The 15957-nt window shown below is 60.1% G+C and carries 17 protein-coding genes; 9 read left to right on the top strand and 8 right to left on the bottom strand.

Annotated features, from left to right (window positions below):
- The first annotated feature begins 3 nt into the window (after nt 1–3).
- The 5 genes from J5286_RS08785 (at nt 4) to J5286_RS08765 (ending at nt 5144) form a co-directional block, all read left to right on the top strand.
- Nucleotides 4–1323 carry a c-type cytochrome gene (locus tag J5286_RS08785; protein ID WP_209189984.1) on the top strand — a complete coding sequence of 440 codons (1320 nt, stop codon included), beginning with the start codon at nt 4–6 and terminating at the stop codon, nt 1321–1323.
- A 161-nt stretch (nt 1324–1484) separates the two neighbouring features.
- Nucleotides 1485–2399, top strand: coding sequence for a LysR family transcriptional regulator (locus J5286_RS08780; RefSeq protein WP_245205613.1), 915 nt, complete (start codon nt 1485–1487; stop codon nt 2397–2399).
- A 106-nt stretch (nt 2400–2505) separates the two neighbouring features.
- On the top strand, nt 2506–3138 hold the full coding sequence (locus J5286_RS08775; RefSeq protein WP_209189983.1) for an NADPH-dependent F420 reductase: 633 nt from the start codon (nt 2506–2508) through the stop codon (nt 3136–3138).
- Between the two features lie 49 nt (nt 3139–3187).
- Nucleotides 3188–4015, top strand: a complete 828-nt coding sequence (locus tag J5286_RS08770) for an isochorismatase family protein (protein ID WP_209189982.1) — start codon at nt 3188–3190, stop codon at nt 4013–4015.
- Nucleotides 4016–4100: 85 nt separating this feature from the next.
- On the top strand, nt 4101–5144 hold the full coding sequence (locus J5286_RS08765; protein ID WP_209189981.1) for an LLM class flavin-dependent oxidoreductase: 1044 nt from the start codon (nt 4101–4103) through the stop codon (nt 5142–5144).
- Between the two features lie 12 nt (nt 5145–5156).
- On the opposite strand, the gene J5286_RS08760 is transcribed toward J5286_RS08765, so the two are convergent.
- Nucleotides 5157–6053, bottom strand: a complete 897-nt coding sequence (locus tag J5286_RS08760; protein ID WP_209189980.1) for a LysR family transcriptional regulator — start codon at nt 6051–6053, stop codon at nt 5157–5159.
- Between the two features lie 159 nt (nt 6054–6212).
- Here J5286_RS08760 and J5286_RS08755 point away from each other — a divergent pair, with 159 nt between their 5' ends.
- The 4 genes from J5286_RS08755 (at nt 6213) to pcaD (ending at nt 9611) form a co-directional block, all read left to right on the top strand.
- Nucleotides 6213–7382, top strand: coding sequence for a muconate/chloromuconate family cycloisomerase (locus tag J5286_RS08755; RefSeq protein WP_209189979.1), 1170 nt, complete (start codon nt 6213–6215; stop codon nt 7380–7382).
- A 10-nt stretch (nt 7383–7392) separates the two neighbouring features.
- On the top strand, nt 7393–7683 hold the full coding sequence (gene catC, locus J5286_RS08750) for a muconolactone Delta-isomerase (protein WP_209189978.1): 291 nt from the start codon (nt 7393–7395) through the stop codon (nt 7681–7683).
- Between the two features lie 60 nt (nt 7684–7743).
- Complete coding sequence (catA, locus tag J5286_RS08745; RefSeq protein WP_209189977.1) at nt 7744–8682, top strand: catechol 1,2-dioxygenase; 939 nt, start codon at nt 7744–7746, stop codon at nt 8680–8682.
- A gap of 101 nt (nt 8683–8783) precedes the next feature.
- Nucleotides 8784–9611, top strand: coding sequence for a 3-oxoadipate enol-lactonase (gene pcaD / locus J5286_RS08740; RefSeq protein WP_209189976.1), 828 nt, complete (start codon nt 8784–8786; stop codon nt 9609–9611).
- A 93-nt stretch (nt 9612–9704) separates the two neighbouring features.
- Here pcaD and J5286_RS08735 read toward each other — a convergent pair whose 3' ends face one another.
- The 7 genes from J5286_RS08735 to J5286_RS31180 all read right to left on the bottom strand — a co-directional run bounded on the left by J5286_RS08735 (nt 9705) and on the right by J5286_RS31180 (nt 15504).
- Nucleotides 9705–10733, bottom strand: a complete 1029-nt coding sequence (locus tag J5286_RS08735; protein WP_209189975.1) for a Gfo/Idh/MocA family protein — start codon at nt 10731–10733, stop codon at nt 9705–9707.
- Between the two features lie 48 nt (nt 10734–10781).
- The gene (locus J5286_RS08730; protein ID WP_209215339.1) at nt 10782–11984 is read right to left on the bottom strand and encodes a CynX/NimT family MFS transporter; all 1203 of its coding nucleotides are present in this window, start codon (nt 11982–11984) and stop codon (nt 10782–10784) included.
- Nucleotides 11985–12311: 327 nt separating this feature from the next.
- Nucleotides 12312–12926, bottom strand: a complete 615-nt coding sequence (locus J5286_RS08725) for an alpha/beta hydrolase (protein ID WP_209189973.1) — start codon at nt 12924–12926, stop codon at nt 12312–12314.
- Between the two features lie 11 nt (nt 12927–12937).
- A complete protein-coding gene (locus J5286_RS08720; RefSeq protein WP_209189972.1) occupies nt 12938–13897 on the bottom strand; it encodes a glutathione S-transferase family protein in 960 nt (319 codons plus the stop codon).
- A gap of 21 nt (nt 13898–13918) precedes the next feature.
- Entirely contained in the window at nt 13919–14767 is an 849-nt protein-coding gene (locus J5286_RS08715) for a VOC family protein (RefSeq protein ID WP_209189971.1), read from the bottom strand.
- A gap of 34 nt (nt 14768–14801) precedes the next feature.
- Nucleotides 14802–15209, bottom strand: a complete 408-nt coding sequence (locus J5286_RS08710; protein WP_209189970.1) for a DoxX family protein — start codon at nt 15207–15209, stop codon at nt 14802–14804.
- A 109-nt stretch (nt 15210–15318) separates the two neighbouring features.
- Nucleotides 15319–15504 (bottom strand): hypothetical protein, encoded by a 186-nt coding sequence (locus tag J5286_RS31180; protein ID WP_245205612.1) that lies wholly within the window; start codon nt 15502–15504, stop codon nt 15319–15321.
- Nucleotides 15505–15957 lie beyond the last annotated feature (453 nt).

The raw sequence follows: 15957 nt of genomic DNA, 5'->3' as shown, positions 1-15957 counted from the left end.
ATCATGGCAAACTGGAAAAAGATCGGTGGCGGCATTGCCGTCATCGCCGTGGTTGCAGCAGCCGGCGCCGGCTGGTGGGCGTGGAACAGCCTCAACACCATGGCTTCGGCGGTTGCCGACGACACCACGCCTCTCGCCGAGTTCAAGAGCACCGATGCAGAGGCGATCAAGCGCGGCGAATATGTGATGCGGCTGGGCGACTGCGCGGCCTGCCACACCCGCGAAAGCGGCAGCTTTGCCGGCGGCTACGAGATCAAGACGCCATTCGGCACGCTGATAAGCTCCAACATCACGCCCGATGCCCAAACCGGCATCGGCAACATGACCGAGCGCGACTTCTTCAACGCCGTTCGCCAGGGCATGGGCCAGCACGGCATGCTGTACCCGGCCATGCCGTTCACCGCCTATCGCAAATATACCGATCAGGACATGCACGACCTGTGGGCCTATATGTCGACGGTTGCGCCGGTGAAGAACGACATCGACGAAAATGCCGGCATGAACTTCCCCTTCAACATCCGTCTCGCGATGGCCGGATGGGACATGCTGTTCTTCGACAATACCGGCTTCACCGCCGATGGCGGCAAGGACGAAGCCTGGAACCGCGGCAAATATATCGTCGACGGCGGCGGTCACTGCGCCGCCTGCCATACGCCACGCAACGCTCTGGGCGCCGAAATGAGCTCGGCCTATCTGCAGGGCGGCAATATCGGTGAATGGTTCGCGCCCGATCTCACCCCCAACCCGCATGTCGGCCTGGGCTCGTCCTCGGCGCAGGATATCGCCAACTATTTGAAAACCGGCTCCGACGGGACGGCTGTCGCCGCAGGTCCGATGGCGGAGGCCGTCGAACATTCGACGCAGTACTTCACCGATGCCGACGCGCTGGCAATCGGCACATACCTCAAGTCTCTTCCGGCCTCGCCGGCAAAGGCTGCGGTGGCCATGCCGACCGGAACGCCAGCAATGGTGAAAGCGGCCCTGGCCTATGAAGTCAATTGCTCGGCGTGCCACGGTCTTGAGGGTGAGGGCATCGAGGGCATGGTCCCGGCCTTCAAGTCGAACCACGGACTTCTGGCGGATGATGCCACGAGCCTCATCCATGCCATGTTGCGCGGTGCCCGTGCAGCGCATACGCATGATCGCCAGACGGCTGCGGGCATGCCGGCGTTCGACTGGAAGATGGATGATCGACAGGTTGCCGATGTTCTAAACTATGTCCGCAATTCCTGGGGCAATGCTGCTGCACCCGTTGAACAGGGGGAAGTGGCTCGTCTTCGCGAATTCTTGGGCGCCAATGAGAAGATGCAGACACCACACTGATCTGCCGATGAGATCTCTCGATGTGCCGATAACGGTCATGATGGGGATAGGAAATCGTGTGAGGTAGAAAACAATAGAGCGGCGTGAGCCGCTCTATTGCGTTGTGGCCGGCAGTTGTCTTTGCTGCTGCGAGTAATAGGTTGCATCTGGAGGATATTCGATTGGACCGTTTTGATTGTGACCGCATGTTCATCACGGTGCTGGATGTGGGAAGTTTTGCGGGTGCTGCCCGTCGACTTGGAACAAGTACCAGTCAGGCCTCCAAACTCGTGTCCAAGCTGGAAGCGGACCTTGGGGTTCAGTTGATCAACCGGTCGAGCAGGGCTCTGTCGCCCACCGAGGTCGGGCGAGCCTATTACGATCGGATGAAGGGCCTCATGGAGGAAATCGCTCTGGTCGATGCCTCGGTGCGCAATGCCTCCGGTTTGCCAACGGGAAAAATCCGCCTGACCGCGCCGATGTCCTTCGGCACGATCTGCCTCGCCCCACTCCTCTATGATTTTGCTGCCGATTATCCCGAGATCCAGCTGGATGTCAGTTTTTCCGATCGGGTCGTGAACCTGATCGACGAAGGGTTCGACATGGCCGTCAGGATCGGCACGCCGTCGGACTCCACCCTGATTGCCCGAAAGATCTGCGATGCGCGTTTCGTGATCGTGGCCGCTCCGGCCTATCTCGAGCGTCATGGAACGCCTTCAAGTCTGAAGGCTCTGAGCGAGCACGAATGCATCATCGACATGAATTTTCGTGATCCGAACGCCTGGCGCTTCAAGAAGCACGATATCAACGAAGCCGCTATCGCCAATGTATCCGGGCGCCTGAGCTTTTCCGATGGCGAAGCCTGTCTCGGGGCGGCAGTTGCCGGGCTGGGCATTGCCCGCGTCCCCAGCTTTATCGCCGGTCCTTTCATTCGCGAAGGCTCGGTCGTTCCTATCCTTGCCGATGTCGAAATGACGCCCCTTGGCGTCCATGCGCTCTATCCGCCGTCAAGGCATCTGGCACCCAAGATCAGAGTGTTGCTCGATCACCTTGCTGCCCGCTTGCGCGGGAAACCGGAATGGGACCGCGGTTGGTGATCGTTTCCTAAATGGAAACATAGCGCGGCTAAATGATGGGATGGTGATCAAAATGGAACCGAAATAAGCTCCTTTTATTCCAACAAGGCAACAAGGAGTGTCTTTCATGTCCATCGCAATCATCGGTACCGGCAACATGGCCAAGGGACTTGCCGGGCTTTTTTCACAGGCCGGCATAGCCGTTACGCTCGGTGCACGCACCGTGGAGAAGGGAACGGAGGCCGTCGCGGCGCTCGGCAATGGCGTTGACGCTTCCGATATCGCCCATGCCGTCGCCAAGAAGGACGTCGTCATTCTTGCCGTGCCTTACGATGCAGCCGCCGATGCGCTCAAGGCCGCCGGCGACCTGTCCGGCAAGATCCTTATCGACATCACCAACCCGTTGACCGCGGATTACATGGGCTTGACCATTGGCCATGGCACCAGCGCGGCCGCGCAGATCGCAGACATCGCGACCGGCGCCCGCGTGGTCAAGGCATTCAACACGCTGTTCGCCCAGGTTCTCCAGGGCGGCGGAAAGGTCGGCGGCGCCGCTGCCACCGTCTTCATCGCAGGCGATGACGCAGCCGCCAACGACACGGTGGCAGATCTCGTGGTGAAGATTGGCCTCAAGCCCGTCAAGACGGGCGCCCTGAAGCAGGCCCGCTACCTGGAGCCGGTCGCCGGCCTCAACATTTCGCTCGGCTACGGCCAGGGTTTCGGAACGGCGATCGCTCCGACATGGTCGGGCATTGCCTGAGCCGGACATTCAGCCACTTCGCAGTCTTCTTCTCACACGGGAGTTTAACATGAGACATGCCCTGAAGTCGGTTGTCGGCGCCATCGCGCTCGCAAGCGTCTCGACACTCGCTCTTGCCCAGGACCGGCCGGCCGACATTGTCAGCTCGATCAAGGACGGCGTGCAAGCGCTTCAATCAACGCCCGCCCAGGCGCGTCAGGCAGGCCGGTTCGCATATGACAAGCCGACGCCGGAAAACAGCGTCATGCTGTTCATCGACCACCAGGTCGGCCTGATGGCTTCGGTTCGCGATTTCAAGAACGCCTCCGCCTATAAGGGCAACGTGGTAGCACTGGCCCAGATGGCCAAGGCGCTGAAGATCCCGGTGCTGCTGACAACGTCGAACGCCCAGTGGCAGAACGGCGATATGCTTCCTGAACTGAAAGAGACCTTTCCGGATCAGCCGATCATCCGCCGGACCGGCATCATCAACGCCTACGAGGATCCGACCTTCCGCAAGGCGCTCCTCGACCTGCTGAAGAAGACCGGACGCACCCACATCATCATTTCGGGTGTCACGATCGGCACCTGCGTAGCCTTCCCGACGCTGTCGCTGATCAATGATGGGTATCAGGTCTTCCCGGTCATCGATGCCTCCGGTGCCTGGAGCGATTATGAAGCGGATGCGGCAATGTCGCGCATGAGTGGCGCCGGTGCCCAGCTCGAGACGGTCTATGCGCTCGGGGCCGAACTTCAGGCTGACTGGAAGCTCCCGTCCGGCAACGACATGCTTGCACCGTTCGTCAATGGCCTTCCTGAATATGGCTGGGTCGTCCAGAACTTCTGGAGCAATGCCAACACGCGCACCGTGCCCGACCCGTTCGGCATGGTGAAGTAATCGACACTTCGCGTGCTGACAGAAAACGGGCGCATCGACGAGATGCGCCCCCTTCGATCCAATCTTTTCGGAAATGATCTGCGATATGGAATTCGGCCTTTATACATTCGGCGACTTGCCCCTTGGCACGCGTGGTCCCGAGGCATCGCGCCAGCGCCTCTCGGAAATCGTCGCAGCCGCGAAACTCGCCGATGAAGCCGGCCTCGCGGTCTTCGGCATCGGCGAGCACCATCGTCCCGATTACGCCATCTCCTCACCGGAAGTGGTTCTCGGCGCGCTGGCCAATGCCACCCGATCGATAGCCCTGACGACGGCTGTCACCATTCTTTCGTCCAACGATCCCGTCAGACTTTTCGAGCAGTTCGCGACGACGGATCTTCTGTCGGACGGCAGGGCGGAAATCACCGTCGGACGCGGCGCATTTATCGAATCCTTCCCGCTGTTCGGCTACGATCTGAATGACTACGAGGCTCTCTATGACGAGAAACTCGACCTGTTTCTGAAGATCGCCCAAAGCGAGTGCATCACGTGGGATGGCCGGTTTCGCTCCGCCCTGCGCGAAGCCGTGATCGCCCCGCGTCCGCTGCCAAGCGCGCAGTCGAAGATCTGGATCGGCGCCGGCGGCACGCCGGCCAGCGCCGTACGTGCCGGTCGCGCCGGATTGCCGCTCAATCTTGCCAATATCGGCAGTCCGCCGCAGCGCTTCAAACCATTCATCGATCTCTACCGCCAATCCTGGCTGGAGGCGGGGCATGAGGCCGGCGCGGAAAAGGTTGCGATTTCGGCGCATTTCCATGTCCAGAAAGACTCGCAAGACGCGCGTAACGAATTTTATCCCTATTACGCCCGCTATATCGGCCACAACCTGCCCGCCGGCGACGATGGCTGGAAGGTTTCGCGTGACGATTACGAGCGCCTTCGGGCTCCTCACGGGCCGCTCTTCGTCGGCAGCCCGCAACAGATCATCGACAAGGTCCTCTACGAGCATGAGCTGTTCGGGCACGACCGCTTCATGGCACAGCTCGATATCGGCGGCCTGCCTTATCCCAAGGTCGCGGACGCCATCGAGCTGCTCGCCACCGAAGTCATGCCGGCGGTCAACAAGGCGTTGTCCCAGCCGAAACCGTAAGCGCGGACACGATCACTCCGTATTCGAGAAGTCGCCGCCATCCCGGATCAACTGCTTGAGGAGCGCGATATGGCGCGAACCGTCGGCCAGGCGATGATTGAGGATTATCGGTGAGGTCGCGTGTTTTTCCTTGATCGCGCGGTAGTGGACGTCGGAACGCATCTGACGGGCCGAAGACGGGATGATGCATATCCCGGCTTCGGTGGCCACGAGACCGAGAGCGGTCTGGATTTCACGCACCTCGTACACGCCGGCAGGGCGCACATCGTCTGCCTGCAAAATGTTCAGGATCTGATCGGCGTAGCTTGGGCGTGGTTCCTTCGGATAGACGATGATCATCTGACCGCTCAATTCCTTCAGGGAGACCGGAGCTGTCGATACCGCAAGCGGTGTTCCCTTGGGCACAGCCACCATCAGCCTTTCTTCGTAAAGCACCGTTTCAACGACATTCGGATCGCTGTGGCGCAAACGGGCAAAACCCACATCGATCCGCCCTTCCTTCAAGGCCGGTATCTGCTGGATGGAGAGCATCTCAAGCAGCTGTATATCCAGCTCCGGCGCCTGTTGGCGCAGCTTCCTGACAAGGGATGGCAGTCCGCTATAGAGAGTGGATGCGACAAAGCCGATGGAGAAGACGCTGTTCTGCTTCAGCCCGACCCGGCGCGTCGCAGTCCGCATCTGTTCCACTCGTCCGAGCACCTGTAGTGCCTGTTCGTAGAAAAGGCGTCCGGCATCCGTCAGCCTGACAGGACGACTGCTGCGGATGACGAGTGCGACCCCCAACTCCTCCTCGAGCAATTGTATCTGCCGGCTGAGCGGTGGCTGGGCGATGTTCAGCTCCTGCGCAGCGCGGGTGAAATTGCGCTCGCGTGCGACGGCGATGAAATAGCGAAGTTGGCGCAGATCCATGGATGGCTCCCTTAGGCGCGGTCATTCTGCGGCAAAGGGTATGTTGCCGTGAAAATCCGCCGCAGGGCCGATCATATCGTATGCATCATACTTTAAAAGTATCGTATTAGATTTAAACGGTGTTGGACGCGACTGTCTGTCAGGCGCAATCTTGCCGTCATGAACACCACACTCGCCTCTCTCGCCCCGACATTCTCGACCGCTCCCGTCATCGAGCGTATCGAGACGCTGCTTGTCGATCTGCCAACCATCCGCCCGCACAAACTCGCTGTCGCGACGATGAACGGCCAGACCCTGATGCTGGTGAGAATTCATTGCAGCGACGGTGTCTGGGGTATCGGCGAAGGCACGACGATCGGTGGTCTCGCCTATGGCGGCGAAAGCCCGGAAACGATGAAGGTCGCCATCGATACCTATTTTGCGCCGGTCCTGATCGGGCAGGATGCAACGCGCATCCAGATGCTGATGGCGCGTATCGGCAAGATGGTGAAGGAAAACCGCTTTGCCAAGAGCGCCGTCGAGACCGCGCTTCTCGACGCCCATGGCAAGCGACTTGGCCTTCCGGTCAGCGAGCTTCTCGGGGGGCGGCGGCGCGACCGCGTGCCGGTCGCATGGACGCTTGCCTCGGGCGACACGAAAAAGGATATCGCTGAGGCCGAGCATATGCTCGACCTGCGCCGTCACCGGATCTTCAAGCTCAAGATCGGCGCCAAGGCGATCGAGGAGGACATCGGTCATGTCGCTGCCATCAAGCGTGCGCTCGGTGACAGGGCGGCAGTGCGTGTCGACGTCAACATGGCCTGGAGCGAAGGGGAGGCCGCCTACGGAATGGCGGCGCTGGCCGATGCGGGCTGCGAACTGGTCGAGCAACCGGTTGCCTCGGCCGCGGCCCTGAAACGCCTGGCAAGACGCTTTCCCGTCGCGCTCATGGCGGATGAGTCCCTGACCGGACCGGAATCGGCCTTCGAGATCGCGCGGGTTTCCGGCGTCGATGTTTTCGCAATCAAGATCGAACAGAGTGGTGGCCTTTTCAACGCCCAGCGCGTCGCCGCCATCGCGGATGCGGCCGGGATCGGCGTTTATGGCGGCACGATGCTGGAAGGGGCTGTCGGCACGATTGCGTCGGCACACCTTTTCGCCACCCTCGCGCATTTGCAATGGGGCACGGAACTGTTCGGGCCGCTGCTTTTGACGGAGGACATCCTGCGAACACCGCTGGATTACAGCGATTTCGAATTGACCGTGCCTGTCGGGCCAGGCCTCGGTATCGAGCTTGATGACGATCGCATTGCGTTCTTCGCCCGAGATGGCCTCACCCGAAGAAAGTGAAGGAGACGATATGCTGTATCACGTTCGCATGGACGTCAAAATCCCACGCGATCTGCCGCCGGACGAAGCGGCGGAGATCGTCGCTCGCGAAAAAGCATATTCCCAGGAACTGCAGAGCTCCGGCAAGTGGCGCCATATCTGGCGCATCGCGGGCGAATACGCGAATTTCAGCATTTTCGACGTTCAGAACCATGCCGAACTGCATGCGCTTCTGACCGGACTGCCGCTGTTCAAGTTCATGGAGATCGAAATAACGCCGCTGTTGCGGCACCCGTCAGCGATCCGGGATGACGATAGCTGAAACGCATTGCCGCCGGGAACGACAGTCCGGGCAATTGCAAGGATCAAGAGGAGGATGAAAATGAGCGTGACGATTTTTGAGCGGCCTGAAATCCAGGCCTTTCTGCAAACCCTGAGTGGACTGGACAACGATTCCGGCAGTCCGCGCCTGAAACAGATCGTGCATCGCATCATGTCCGATCTTTTCAAGGCGATCGACGACCTCGACATCACGCCGGACGAATACTGGACCGGCATCGCCTGGCTGAACGAGATCGGCGCCGCCGGGCAGGCCGGCCTCATCTCACCGGGACTTGGCCTCGATCACTTCATCGATGAGCGTCTCGACGCGATAGACGCATCGCTCGGGATCGAGAACCCGACGCCCCGCACGATCGAAGGTCCGCTTTACGTTGCCGGCGCGCCTGAAACGGAAGGTTTTGCCCGTCTCGACGACGGTACGGATACCGATGGCCATACACTGATCATGCACGGCACGGTTTTTTCTTCGGATGGAAAGCCGCTTCCGCGTGCCAAGGTCGAGGTCTGGCATTGTGATACGCGCGGCTTCTATTCGCATTTCGACCCGACCGGAAAGCAGGCGCCTTACAACATGCGCCGCACGATCATCACCGATGATCGCGGCTGTTACAGGTTTCAGAGCATTCTGCCGAGTGGTTACGGCGTCCCGCCGGGAAGCCCGACAGAGAAGCTCTTGTCGGCACTTGGTCGGCACGGCCAGCGCCCCGCGCATATCCACTTCTTCATTAGCGCCGAAGATCATCGCAAACTGACGACGCAGATCAACATCGAGGGTGATCCGCTGATCAATGACGATTTTGCCTATGCGACCCGTGATGGCCTCATTCCTTCGGTGATCGAACGGACGGACGAGGCGAGTATCCATGCCAACAACCTGAATAGTCCGTTCGCGGAAATCGTTTTCGACATCCATCTGACGGCTCTCGTCGATGGCATCGACAATCAGGCCAACGAACAGCGCAAGCGCGCCGGCGGCTGACCGATAACGATGCCGGCAGCTCCCGATACGGAGGTGCCGGCATCCGTTCCGCCAACGGGCCGGCGGACAGATGACATGTGGCGCGACAAGGGGAGCGTGCGATGCCCTATCTGAAACTTGCCGACCACGATCTCCACTATCGCATCGATGGTGATGCGACGGAAAAGCCATGGTTGGTATTCTGCAATTCTCTCGGTACTGATCTGACCATGTGGGACGAGCAGGCAGAGGCGCTTGCTGACGATTATCGTATCCTGCGCTATGATCGTCGCGGACATGGTCGCTCCACAACTCCGCCGCCTCCCTACGCGCTTCACGAATTGGGAGCGGATGTTCTGGCGCTGCTAGATGCTCTGGGCATAGACCGCGTGCATTTCTGCGGCCTGTCGATTGGCGGGCTGGTCGGGCAGTGGCTGGGTATCAACGCGAGCCGCCGTCTGGACAAGATCATTGTCTGCGCCACCGCCTCGAAGATCGGCACGGCCGAGAGCTGGATGGCACGGATCGACGCGGTTCGGGCAAACGGCCTCGCCTCGCTTGCGGACGCGACGAGAGATCGCTGGTTTTCCCCTTCCTTCAATGCGCGCGAGCCCGGGCGCGTGGCGAATATTCTGGACAGTTTTGCGGCGAGTGATGTCGACGGGTATGTCGGCTGTTGTGCCGCACTTGCGTCCGGCGATCTGAACGACCGGATCCGGCATATCGCAAACCCGTTGCTGGCCGTTTCCGGGATCGACGACCCCGTCTGCCCGCCGGCGGATTTGATGGCGATCGCAGGATCGGTTGCCAATGGCCGGCATATATCCCTGCCCGGGCGACATCTCTTGAACGTGGAGTCCGCTACGTCGTTCAATACGGCAATCGCGCGGTTCCTGGCGACAGGAGGCCAGACGGCAGGATCGTGTTCCACCACCGCAGACACCCGATGAGATCCCCTTGATCCAGAGATCAGCACCGGTTTCGGACGCGAGCCGTGCGCCGGTCTGGACGCACGGCTCGCGAATGTTGCTTCGATCGTAAAGTTACACACCCGGCTTTGCCGATGTGAGCCGTGCATCGGATCCCGCCGGCTGCTCGCCGGGATAGAGGAGGCCGATCTCGGCGCGGATGGAATCGAGCACTTCCATGATTGTGACGCTCTCCTGCGGCGGCATGAGCGAGGATGTCTCGCCCAGTGCCACAAGCCGCTCCATCTCGAGCGCCTGGTACTGCATGCCACGCCCCTCGACCGGTTCGTCGAATGTCTCGATCACCGTCCCTTGCTGGTCGACGACCTTGAAGGACGTCGGCGTGTACCATACCGGCGCGATTTCGATGCGAGCCTTCGAGCCGTAGACAGTCGCGGCATTCGGCCCCGCGCTGTCCAGGGCGGAAGCGGTGGTCGAGATCGCGCCGCCGGCATGCTTCATCAGCGTTTCGATTTCCGCGTCGACGCCCGTGGCCTGGAAGCGTGCGGCCGTATCGATCGATACCGGTGGCCCCAGCACGTCAATCGCAAACGAAATCGGATAGATACCAAGGTCGAGCAGTGCACCGCCGCCAAGTTCCGGCGCATTGAGGCGATGACCCGGATCGCTCGGGAGGAACTGGCGATGCTCGGCGGAGACGGCACGCAGCTCTCCCAATGTTCCGGCCTCGATGATCTCGTGAATGCGCCGCATATGCGGCAGGAAACGGGTCCACATGGCCTCGAGAACGACGAGGTTCTTTTCGCGGGCGCGCTCGACAATCCGGCGGGCTTCGGCCGCGTTGAGGGTGAAGGGTTTTTCCACCAACACATGCTTGCCCGCATCAAGGGCCATCAGCGCCGCCTCGGCGTGATGCGGATGCGGTGTGGCCACGTAGATGATATCCACCTCGGGATTGGCGACCAGATCCTGATAGCTGCCATGGGCATTGGCGATGCCGAACCGTTGGGCGAAATCCGTTGCCTTTTCCTTGGATCGGGACCCGACGGCCACGACTTTTCGTCCGGATAGGATCAGATCCTGCGTAAACAGTTCTGCGATCCATCCCGTTGCGAGAATTCCCCAGCCGAGTGTTTTTTCCATTGCATCTTGCTCCTTACGCGGTTGATGGACATCTGGCGTTTGTTTGTTTCAGTCGATATGACGCGCGCGCCCCGCGAGCGGCGCAAAAACCATAACAAGAATAGAGGCGAGGATAAGAAGGGCGAGGGGACTGCTCCAGCCCCCGGAAATGTCATGCAGAATGCCGAAAAGAAGAGGTCCTGAAGCTGCTCCGATATAACCGATGAACTGTCCCATCCCGGAAAGCGCGGCTGCCTGATGGTGGTCCCGTGTCCGCAGGGCAAAGAGCGAAAGGCTTGTCGTCATCGCCACGCCTGCGCCGAGGCCCAGCAGGATGATCCATGCAAGATTTGCCGCCGGCGCAAAAAGCATCCCCGCCGTTCCGGCCAGAAGCAGGATGCCGCAACCGAAGCCCAGCCAGACCTGATTTTTCGAACGGCGAATGAGTGGGGCGCAGGCGAGGTTCGTTGCAACCGAGACGATCTGATAGGCCAGAAGATAGACACCTGCAGTCTGAGCCGTCAAACCCTGTGTCCGCGCATAGGTCGCGAACCAGTCTACGATGGAATAGAACACCAGCGAGTGCATGGCGAAAAAGAGTGAAACATACCACCCGATCGGGTGTTTCCAGGGAGAGCGGAATGCAGCCTGATGCCCGTGACCAGATTTCGCCTTGTCATGTTTTCCGGGCTTTTGAAGGGGCAGCCATGTGATCACCGCCGCCAGCGCCAGGATTGCCCATGCCCCTAGCGACCAGCGCCAGTCCGACCCGGGCAGATGCGCAATCGGGACGGCCAATCCTGCTGCAAATCCTGCCGTCGCAGCCATCGTTGCCGCATAGACGGCGATGACGCTGCCCGCCTTGTGACCCGAGAAAGAACGCTTGACGAGCGCCGGCAGCAGGACGTTTGCCATCGCGATGCCCGCGCTCAAAACGACCGTTCCCGCCCACACCATGAACGGCGATCCCAGAGATCGCATCAGCACGCCAAGAAAGATCGCGACGGCAGCCGAAGCAAGCGTCCGTTCCAGGCCAAAACGCGCGCTGACACGGGGGGCGACCGGCGACAGGATCGCGAATATCAGCAAGGGCAGGGCATTGAGTGCACCTGCTCCGGCACCGTCGAGGCCGAGAGCCGCCTGGATATCCGGCAGGACAGGCCCGACGCTCGTGACCGGTGCGCGCAGATTGGCCGCCATCAAGTCGATGCCGATAAAAATAAGGGAGGTGCTGTGGGTGGGTCGGTCGTTAACGGACGAACTGATAGACATGAGTCAACCTTGCACTTCGGCACAAAGAGCTGCCGAAGGTGTCGCGTTGGTTGACGTTAACGCTTACGTGACCATAACAATGTCGGCCATCTGACGTGCTGACTATAGGGATGCATCCCGTGTGTCAAGAACCGGATTCAGGCTGAAAGGGCGGTCGCGGCAAGTGTAGGGAAGCTCATCAATGCCTGTGCGGCGCCATTCGTTGTTGATGCTCGGCAGCCGGCAATCCGGCATCGTACTCTGGTGGTTCCTGAGATCAATTTGAGCAATGATGACCGGCTGCCGCTGAAATGACAGCGGAGCCGGCCCTTTCTTTTTTCTTACTCGCTATTTCAGAACTTCGGCGAGGAAGCTCCCGGCGCGTGCAGCCCCCTCGCCGGAAATCGTGTGAGGCAACCCGGGTTGGATCACCGTTTCGACCTTCATGCCGAGCGCCTGCAGCGCGGCCGCGGCGCGGGTGCTTTCAGTCGATGGTATGACCGGATCGGCGTTGCCGTGAACCAGCAGGACGGGTGTCGCGGTTGCCGGCTCTAGGGGCAGGGGCGATGCCAGCCGCCCGGAGAAGCCAACCACAGCACCGACCGGCCAGCGTCCAGAGGCGACCGCGTCGAGCGCCATAATCGTGCCTTGGGAAAAACCGACGAAGGCGACGCGATCCAGCCGGCCGGAAAAGCCGTTTTCCTCGACGATCGCAGCAATGACGGCATCAAAGGAAGGCCTTGCGTCACGGATGCGTCCGGCACGGTTCTCTTCAGTGACGCCGGCGACGCTGAACCATTGGTAACCCGACCCGAAGCTTGACGGGCTTGGTCCGTCGGGCGAGACGAAGACGGCCCCGGACAGGGTGTTCGCCCAGGCATTGGCCAGCGGCGCAAGATCATTGCCGCTGGAGCCGACACCATGAAGCATGATGACCAGCTTATCATCTGTTATTGTCGACATTGTTTCGTCCTTCATGCGTGTCGAAACGGCAATTGCGGTCCGACCGGGACGATGCCCGTCGGGTTGAGTGCCCTGATCGAATAATAACCGCGCTTGATGTGATCGATGTTGACGGTGCCACGCACGCCCGGGATGTCCAGAACGCGATCCAGGAAGTGGCTGAGCCGGGTGTAATCCGCCAGACGCCGAAGGTTGCACTTGAACAGTCCGTTATAGGCGGCATCGAAGCGGATTAGCGTCACGAAGAGGCGTATATCGGCTTCGGTCAGGCATTCGCCGAAGAGGAAGGGGCCCTGGCCCTCCAAGCGTGCCTCCAGTTCGTCCAGCATCGCGAACACGTCGGCGAATGCCTCTTCGTATGCGACCTGCGTGGTTGCGAAACCTGCCCGGTAGACCCCGTTGTTGAGCATCGGGTAGATGCGATCGTTAAGCGCGTCGATGTCTGCACGCAGGTGATCCGGATAAAGATCGATGCTTTCATCTGCAAGGGATCCGAAACCGGTGTTCAGCATGCGCAGGATGTCTGCGGATTCGTTGTTGACGATGGTCCGGCGGTGCTTGTCGAAGAGGACCGGAACGGTCGCCCGGCCGGTATAGACCGGGTCAGCGCTGGTATAGATCTCGTGGAGATAAGTCGCGCCATTGATGAGGTCCTTGTCGGAGCCCGGATAGTTCCCGAAACGCCAGCCTTGGTCGGACAGCGCCGGTTCGACGACGGACACCGTGATGGCACTCTCAAGCTTCTTGAGGGCGCGGCCGATCAAGGTGCGCGATGCCCAGGGGCAGATCAGCGCGACATAGAGATGGTAGCGACCCGCCTCGGCCTTGAAACCGTCTTCACCGGTGGGTCCGGCACTGCCGTCGGGCGTGATCCAGTTTCGAAAACCGGAGATCTGACGGACAAAACCGCCTTTGGCGTCCGTCGCCTGGACCGGATGCCAGTCGGCCGTCCATTTGCCTTCCACGAGCATGTTGAACTCCTTTTTCTTTTCTTACGCCGGGGTAACGATTGAAATTTCAGTTCCCCAGGGGTCTCTGAGTGCCAGCATCTGCGTTTCTCCGTCCGCCGTCACCTTCTCGTCCCTGACGCGCGCACCGACCGAATGGAAAAAATCGGCTGAGGACACGATCTCGATATTGGCGAGACCGGTGCTCGGATAGTCGCGCGGCGCGGCACCGCGGCTGTTCCAGATGTTGGTTGCCAGGTGATGGTGGTATCCATCCGCGCCATAGAAGGTACCGCCGGGATAGCGTGAGGTCACGGCGAAACCGAGTACGTCGCGATAGAAGGCTTCTGCCGCCGGTATCGCGCCGACCTGGAGATGAACATGGCCAACGGTCGAGCCTTCGGGAAAACCCTTCCATTCACCGGATCCGCTTGCGGTGATCAAGGCGTCGATATCGAGCGGGTCGCTCGGCATGTCGACAAGGCCGTCCTTCCATTCCCATGACAGGATCGGCCTGTCCGCGTAGATCTCCACGCCGTTGCCTTCAGGATCGGAAAGGTAGAGCGCCTCGCTGACGCTGTGATCGGATGCGCCCACCACGGGTGGCCGGGTCTTCATTGCATGCTTGACCCAGCGTCCCAGATCAGCGCGGGAGGGAAGCAGAAAGGCCGTGTGGAACAGTCCTGCTTCGCGCGGCGAGCGGCGGCGCGCTGCCTTGTCGCGCTGCAATTCCAGAAGTGTCTTGCCTTCTACGCCAAGTCTGACCATCGAGGGGTCGCTGTGAAGAAGGTGGAGGCCGACCGCCTCCTGATAGAAGGCACTCACCTGATCCAGGTCGTTGACCGTCAAGGTGACTTTGCCGATGCTTGTCTTTGAACCGTGTTCAGCGCTCATGTCTTTCTCCGTACGTGTGGGTGTAGACGCGATTTTAACGACGGACCGGGGTCGGGCGAAGTGCTGCCGCACCGTCGCCGATCAGGGCGAGAACGATCAGGCCGACAATCCAGAAGGCGGGAAATTCCCAGCCGCCCTTTGCGTTGTCGAAGAAGAAACCTGCAGGTCCGTGAACGGTAAAGATCGCGCCGAGCAGAACGGGGATCATCACGATGGCGGCGAGGCGCGGCCAGATGCCCAGGATCAGCGCGACGGCGCCGGCGAGCTCCCAGACGATGGTTACGTAGGCGAGCCAGCCCGGCAGGCCGAGCGAACCAAAGAAGCCGGCAGTGCCCGCCGGAGTGAAGACGAAGATCTTGAGGCCGGCATGGGCAAGGAAAAGCAGGCCAAGCGCGACGCGCAGAATGAGTGCGGCATAAGGTGCGGTGCGAATATCAGTCATTGTCGTGTCTCTTTTCAAGGGATTGATTGCTTGAAATGACATATGACACAATTCCCCGCAGGAGATTATCCCGCCGCAAAGCGAGATATTACTTCCGTTTTGGAAGGAATTATCGCCAGCCATCGTCCCATTTCGGCTGCCCCCGAAACGCCGTCACCAGATAATCGACCAGAACCCGCACCTTCAATGCGAGGTGCCGTGCCGGCGGATAGACGACATAGAGACCAATATCGATATTGCCACGAATGCTGTGCCGGCATTCGCTTGTGGCGAAGATGCCTCGTAGACACGACATGTCAACGCGCTGTCAGAGCAGGGGGTGAATTGGGAGGTAAGAGACCCGTCCGGGAATTGGTGTCGATTGACTGGGCCGATGATGATGCCGCAAAGGCGTTAGAAGCATGATGAGAAAGATAGCGCCGTACCTCGACCTAAACGTAGACCTAGACCGCAATTGGCTTCCCATCCGACGTTGTTTACAATAGCTGATTGAAAGGGTCGCCGTATTGGTTTCGGCCCGTGACCAGACTCCAAGCACTCATTTCGCCAGGCTCGTTTTATTGCTTGGCGATTGATCTGATCTGGCAGACAAGCTGTCCAGGACATCCATGCCAGAATGTTCCATAACATATCTTATGCGATCTTTGTATGTAGCGGCTATTTAGTAATGCGACAGTTGGGCCAGTTAGAGATGCGACAGTCTCGCCTCTCGACGCACTGGTCAAAGCCAACGTTGGGAGCAAGGATG

The organism is Rhizobium sp. 16-488-2b, from assembly GCF_017741815.1.
Lineage (GTDB): Bacteria > Pseudomonadota > Alphaproteobacteria > Rhizobiales > Rhizobiaceae > Rhizobium.
The sequence above is the reverse complement of the archived record's forward strand: the minus strand, read 5'-3'. Positions and strand labels throughout refer to the sequence as shown.

What these genes read in the sequence shown, in the direction of transcription:
- J5286_RS08785 (WP_209189984.1), top strand. Translation starts at nt 4, where the DNA reads ATGGCAAACTGGAAAAAGATCGGTGGCGGCATTGCCGTCATCGCCGTG.
- J5286_RS08775 (WP_209189983.1), top strand. Translation starts at nt 2,506, where the DNA reads ATGTCCATCGCAATCATCGGTACCGGCAACATGGCCAAGGGACTTGCC.
- J5286_RS08770 (WP_209189982.1), top strand. Translation starts at nt 3,188, where the DNA reads ATGAGACATGCCCTGAAGTCGGTTGTCGGCGCCATCGCGCTCGCAAGC.
- J5286_RS08765 (WP_209189981.1), top strand. Translation starts at nt 4,101, where the DNA reads ATGGAATTCGGCCTTTATACATTCGGCGACTTGCCCCTTGGCACGCGT.
- J5286_RS08760 (WP_209189980.1), bottom strand. Translation starts at nt 6,053, where the DNA reads ATGGATCTGCGCCAACTTCGCTATTTCATCGCCGTCGCACGCGAGCGC.
- J5286_RS08755 (WP_209189979.1), top strand. Translation starts at nt 6,213, where the DNA reads ATGAACACCACACTCGCCTCTCTCGCCCCGACATTCTCGACCGCTCCC.
- catC (WP_209189978.1), top strand. Translation starts at nt 7,393, where the DNA reads ATGCTGTATCACGTTCGCATGGACGTCAAAATCCCACGCGATCTGCCG.
- catA (WP_209189977.1), top strand. Translation starts at nt 7,744, where the DNA reads ATGAGCGTGACGATTTTTGAGCGGCCTGAAATCCAGGCCTTTCTGCAA.
- pcaD (WP_209189976.1), top strand. Translation starts at nt 8,784, where the DNA reads ATGCCCTATCTGAAACTTGCCGACCACGATCTCCACTATCGCATCGAT.
- J5286_RS08735 (WP_209189975.1), bottom strand. Translation starts at nt 10,733, where the DNA reads ATGGAAAAAACACTCGGCTGGGGAATTCTCGCAACGGGATGGATCGCA.
- J5286_RS08730 (WP_209215339.1), bottom strand. Translation starts at nt 11,984, where the DNA reads ATGTCTATCAGTTCGTCCGTTAACGACCGACCCACCCACAGCACCTCC.
- J5286_RS08725 (WP_209189973.1), bottom strand. Translation starts at nt 12,926, where the DNA reads ATGTCGACAATAACAGATGATAAGCTGGTCATCATGCTTCATGGTGTC.
- J5286_RS08720 (WP_209189972.1), bottom strand. Translation starts at nt 13,897, where the DNA reads ATGCTCGTGGAAGGCAAATGGACGGCCGACTGGCATCCGGTCCAGGCG.
- J5286_RS08715 (WP_209189971.1), bottom strand. Translation starts at nt 14,767, where the DNA reads ATGAGCGCTGAACACGGTTCAAAGACAAGCATCGGCAAAGTCACCTTG.
- J5286_RS08710 (WP_209189970.1), bottom strand. Translation starts at nt 15,209, where the DNA reads ATGACTGATATTCGCACCGCACCTTATGCCGCACTCATTCTGCGCGTC.
- J5286_RS31180 (WP_245205612.1), bottom strand. Translation starts at nt 15,504, where the DNA reads ATGTCGTGTCTACGAGGCATCTTCGCCACAAGCGAATGCCGGCACAGC.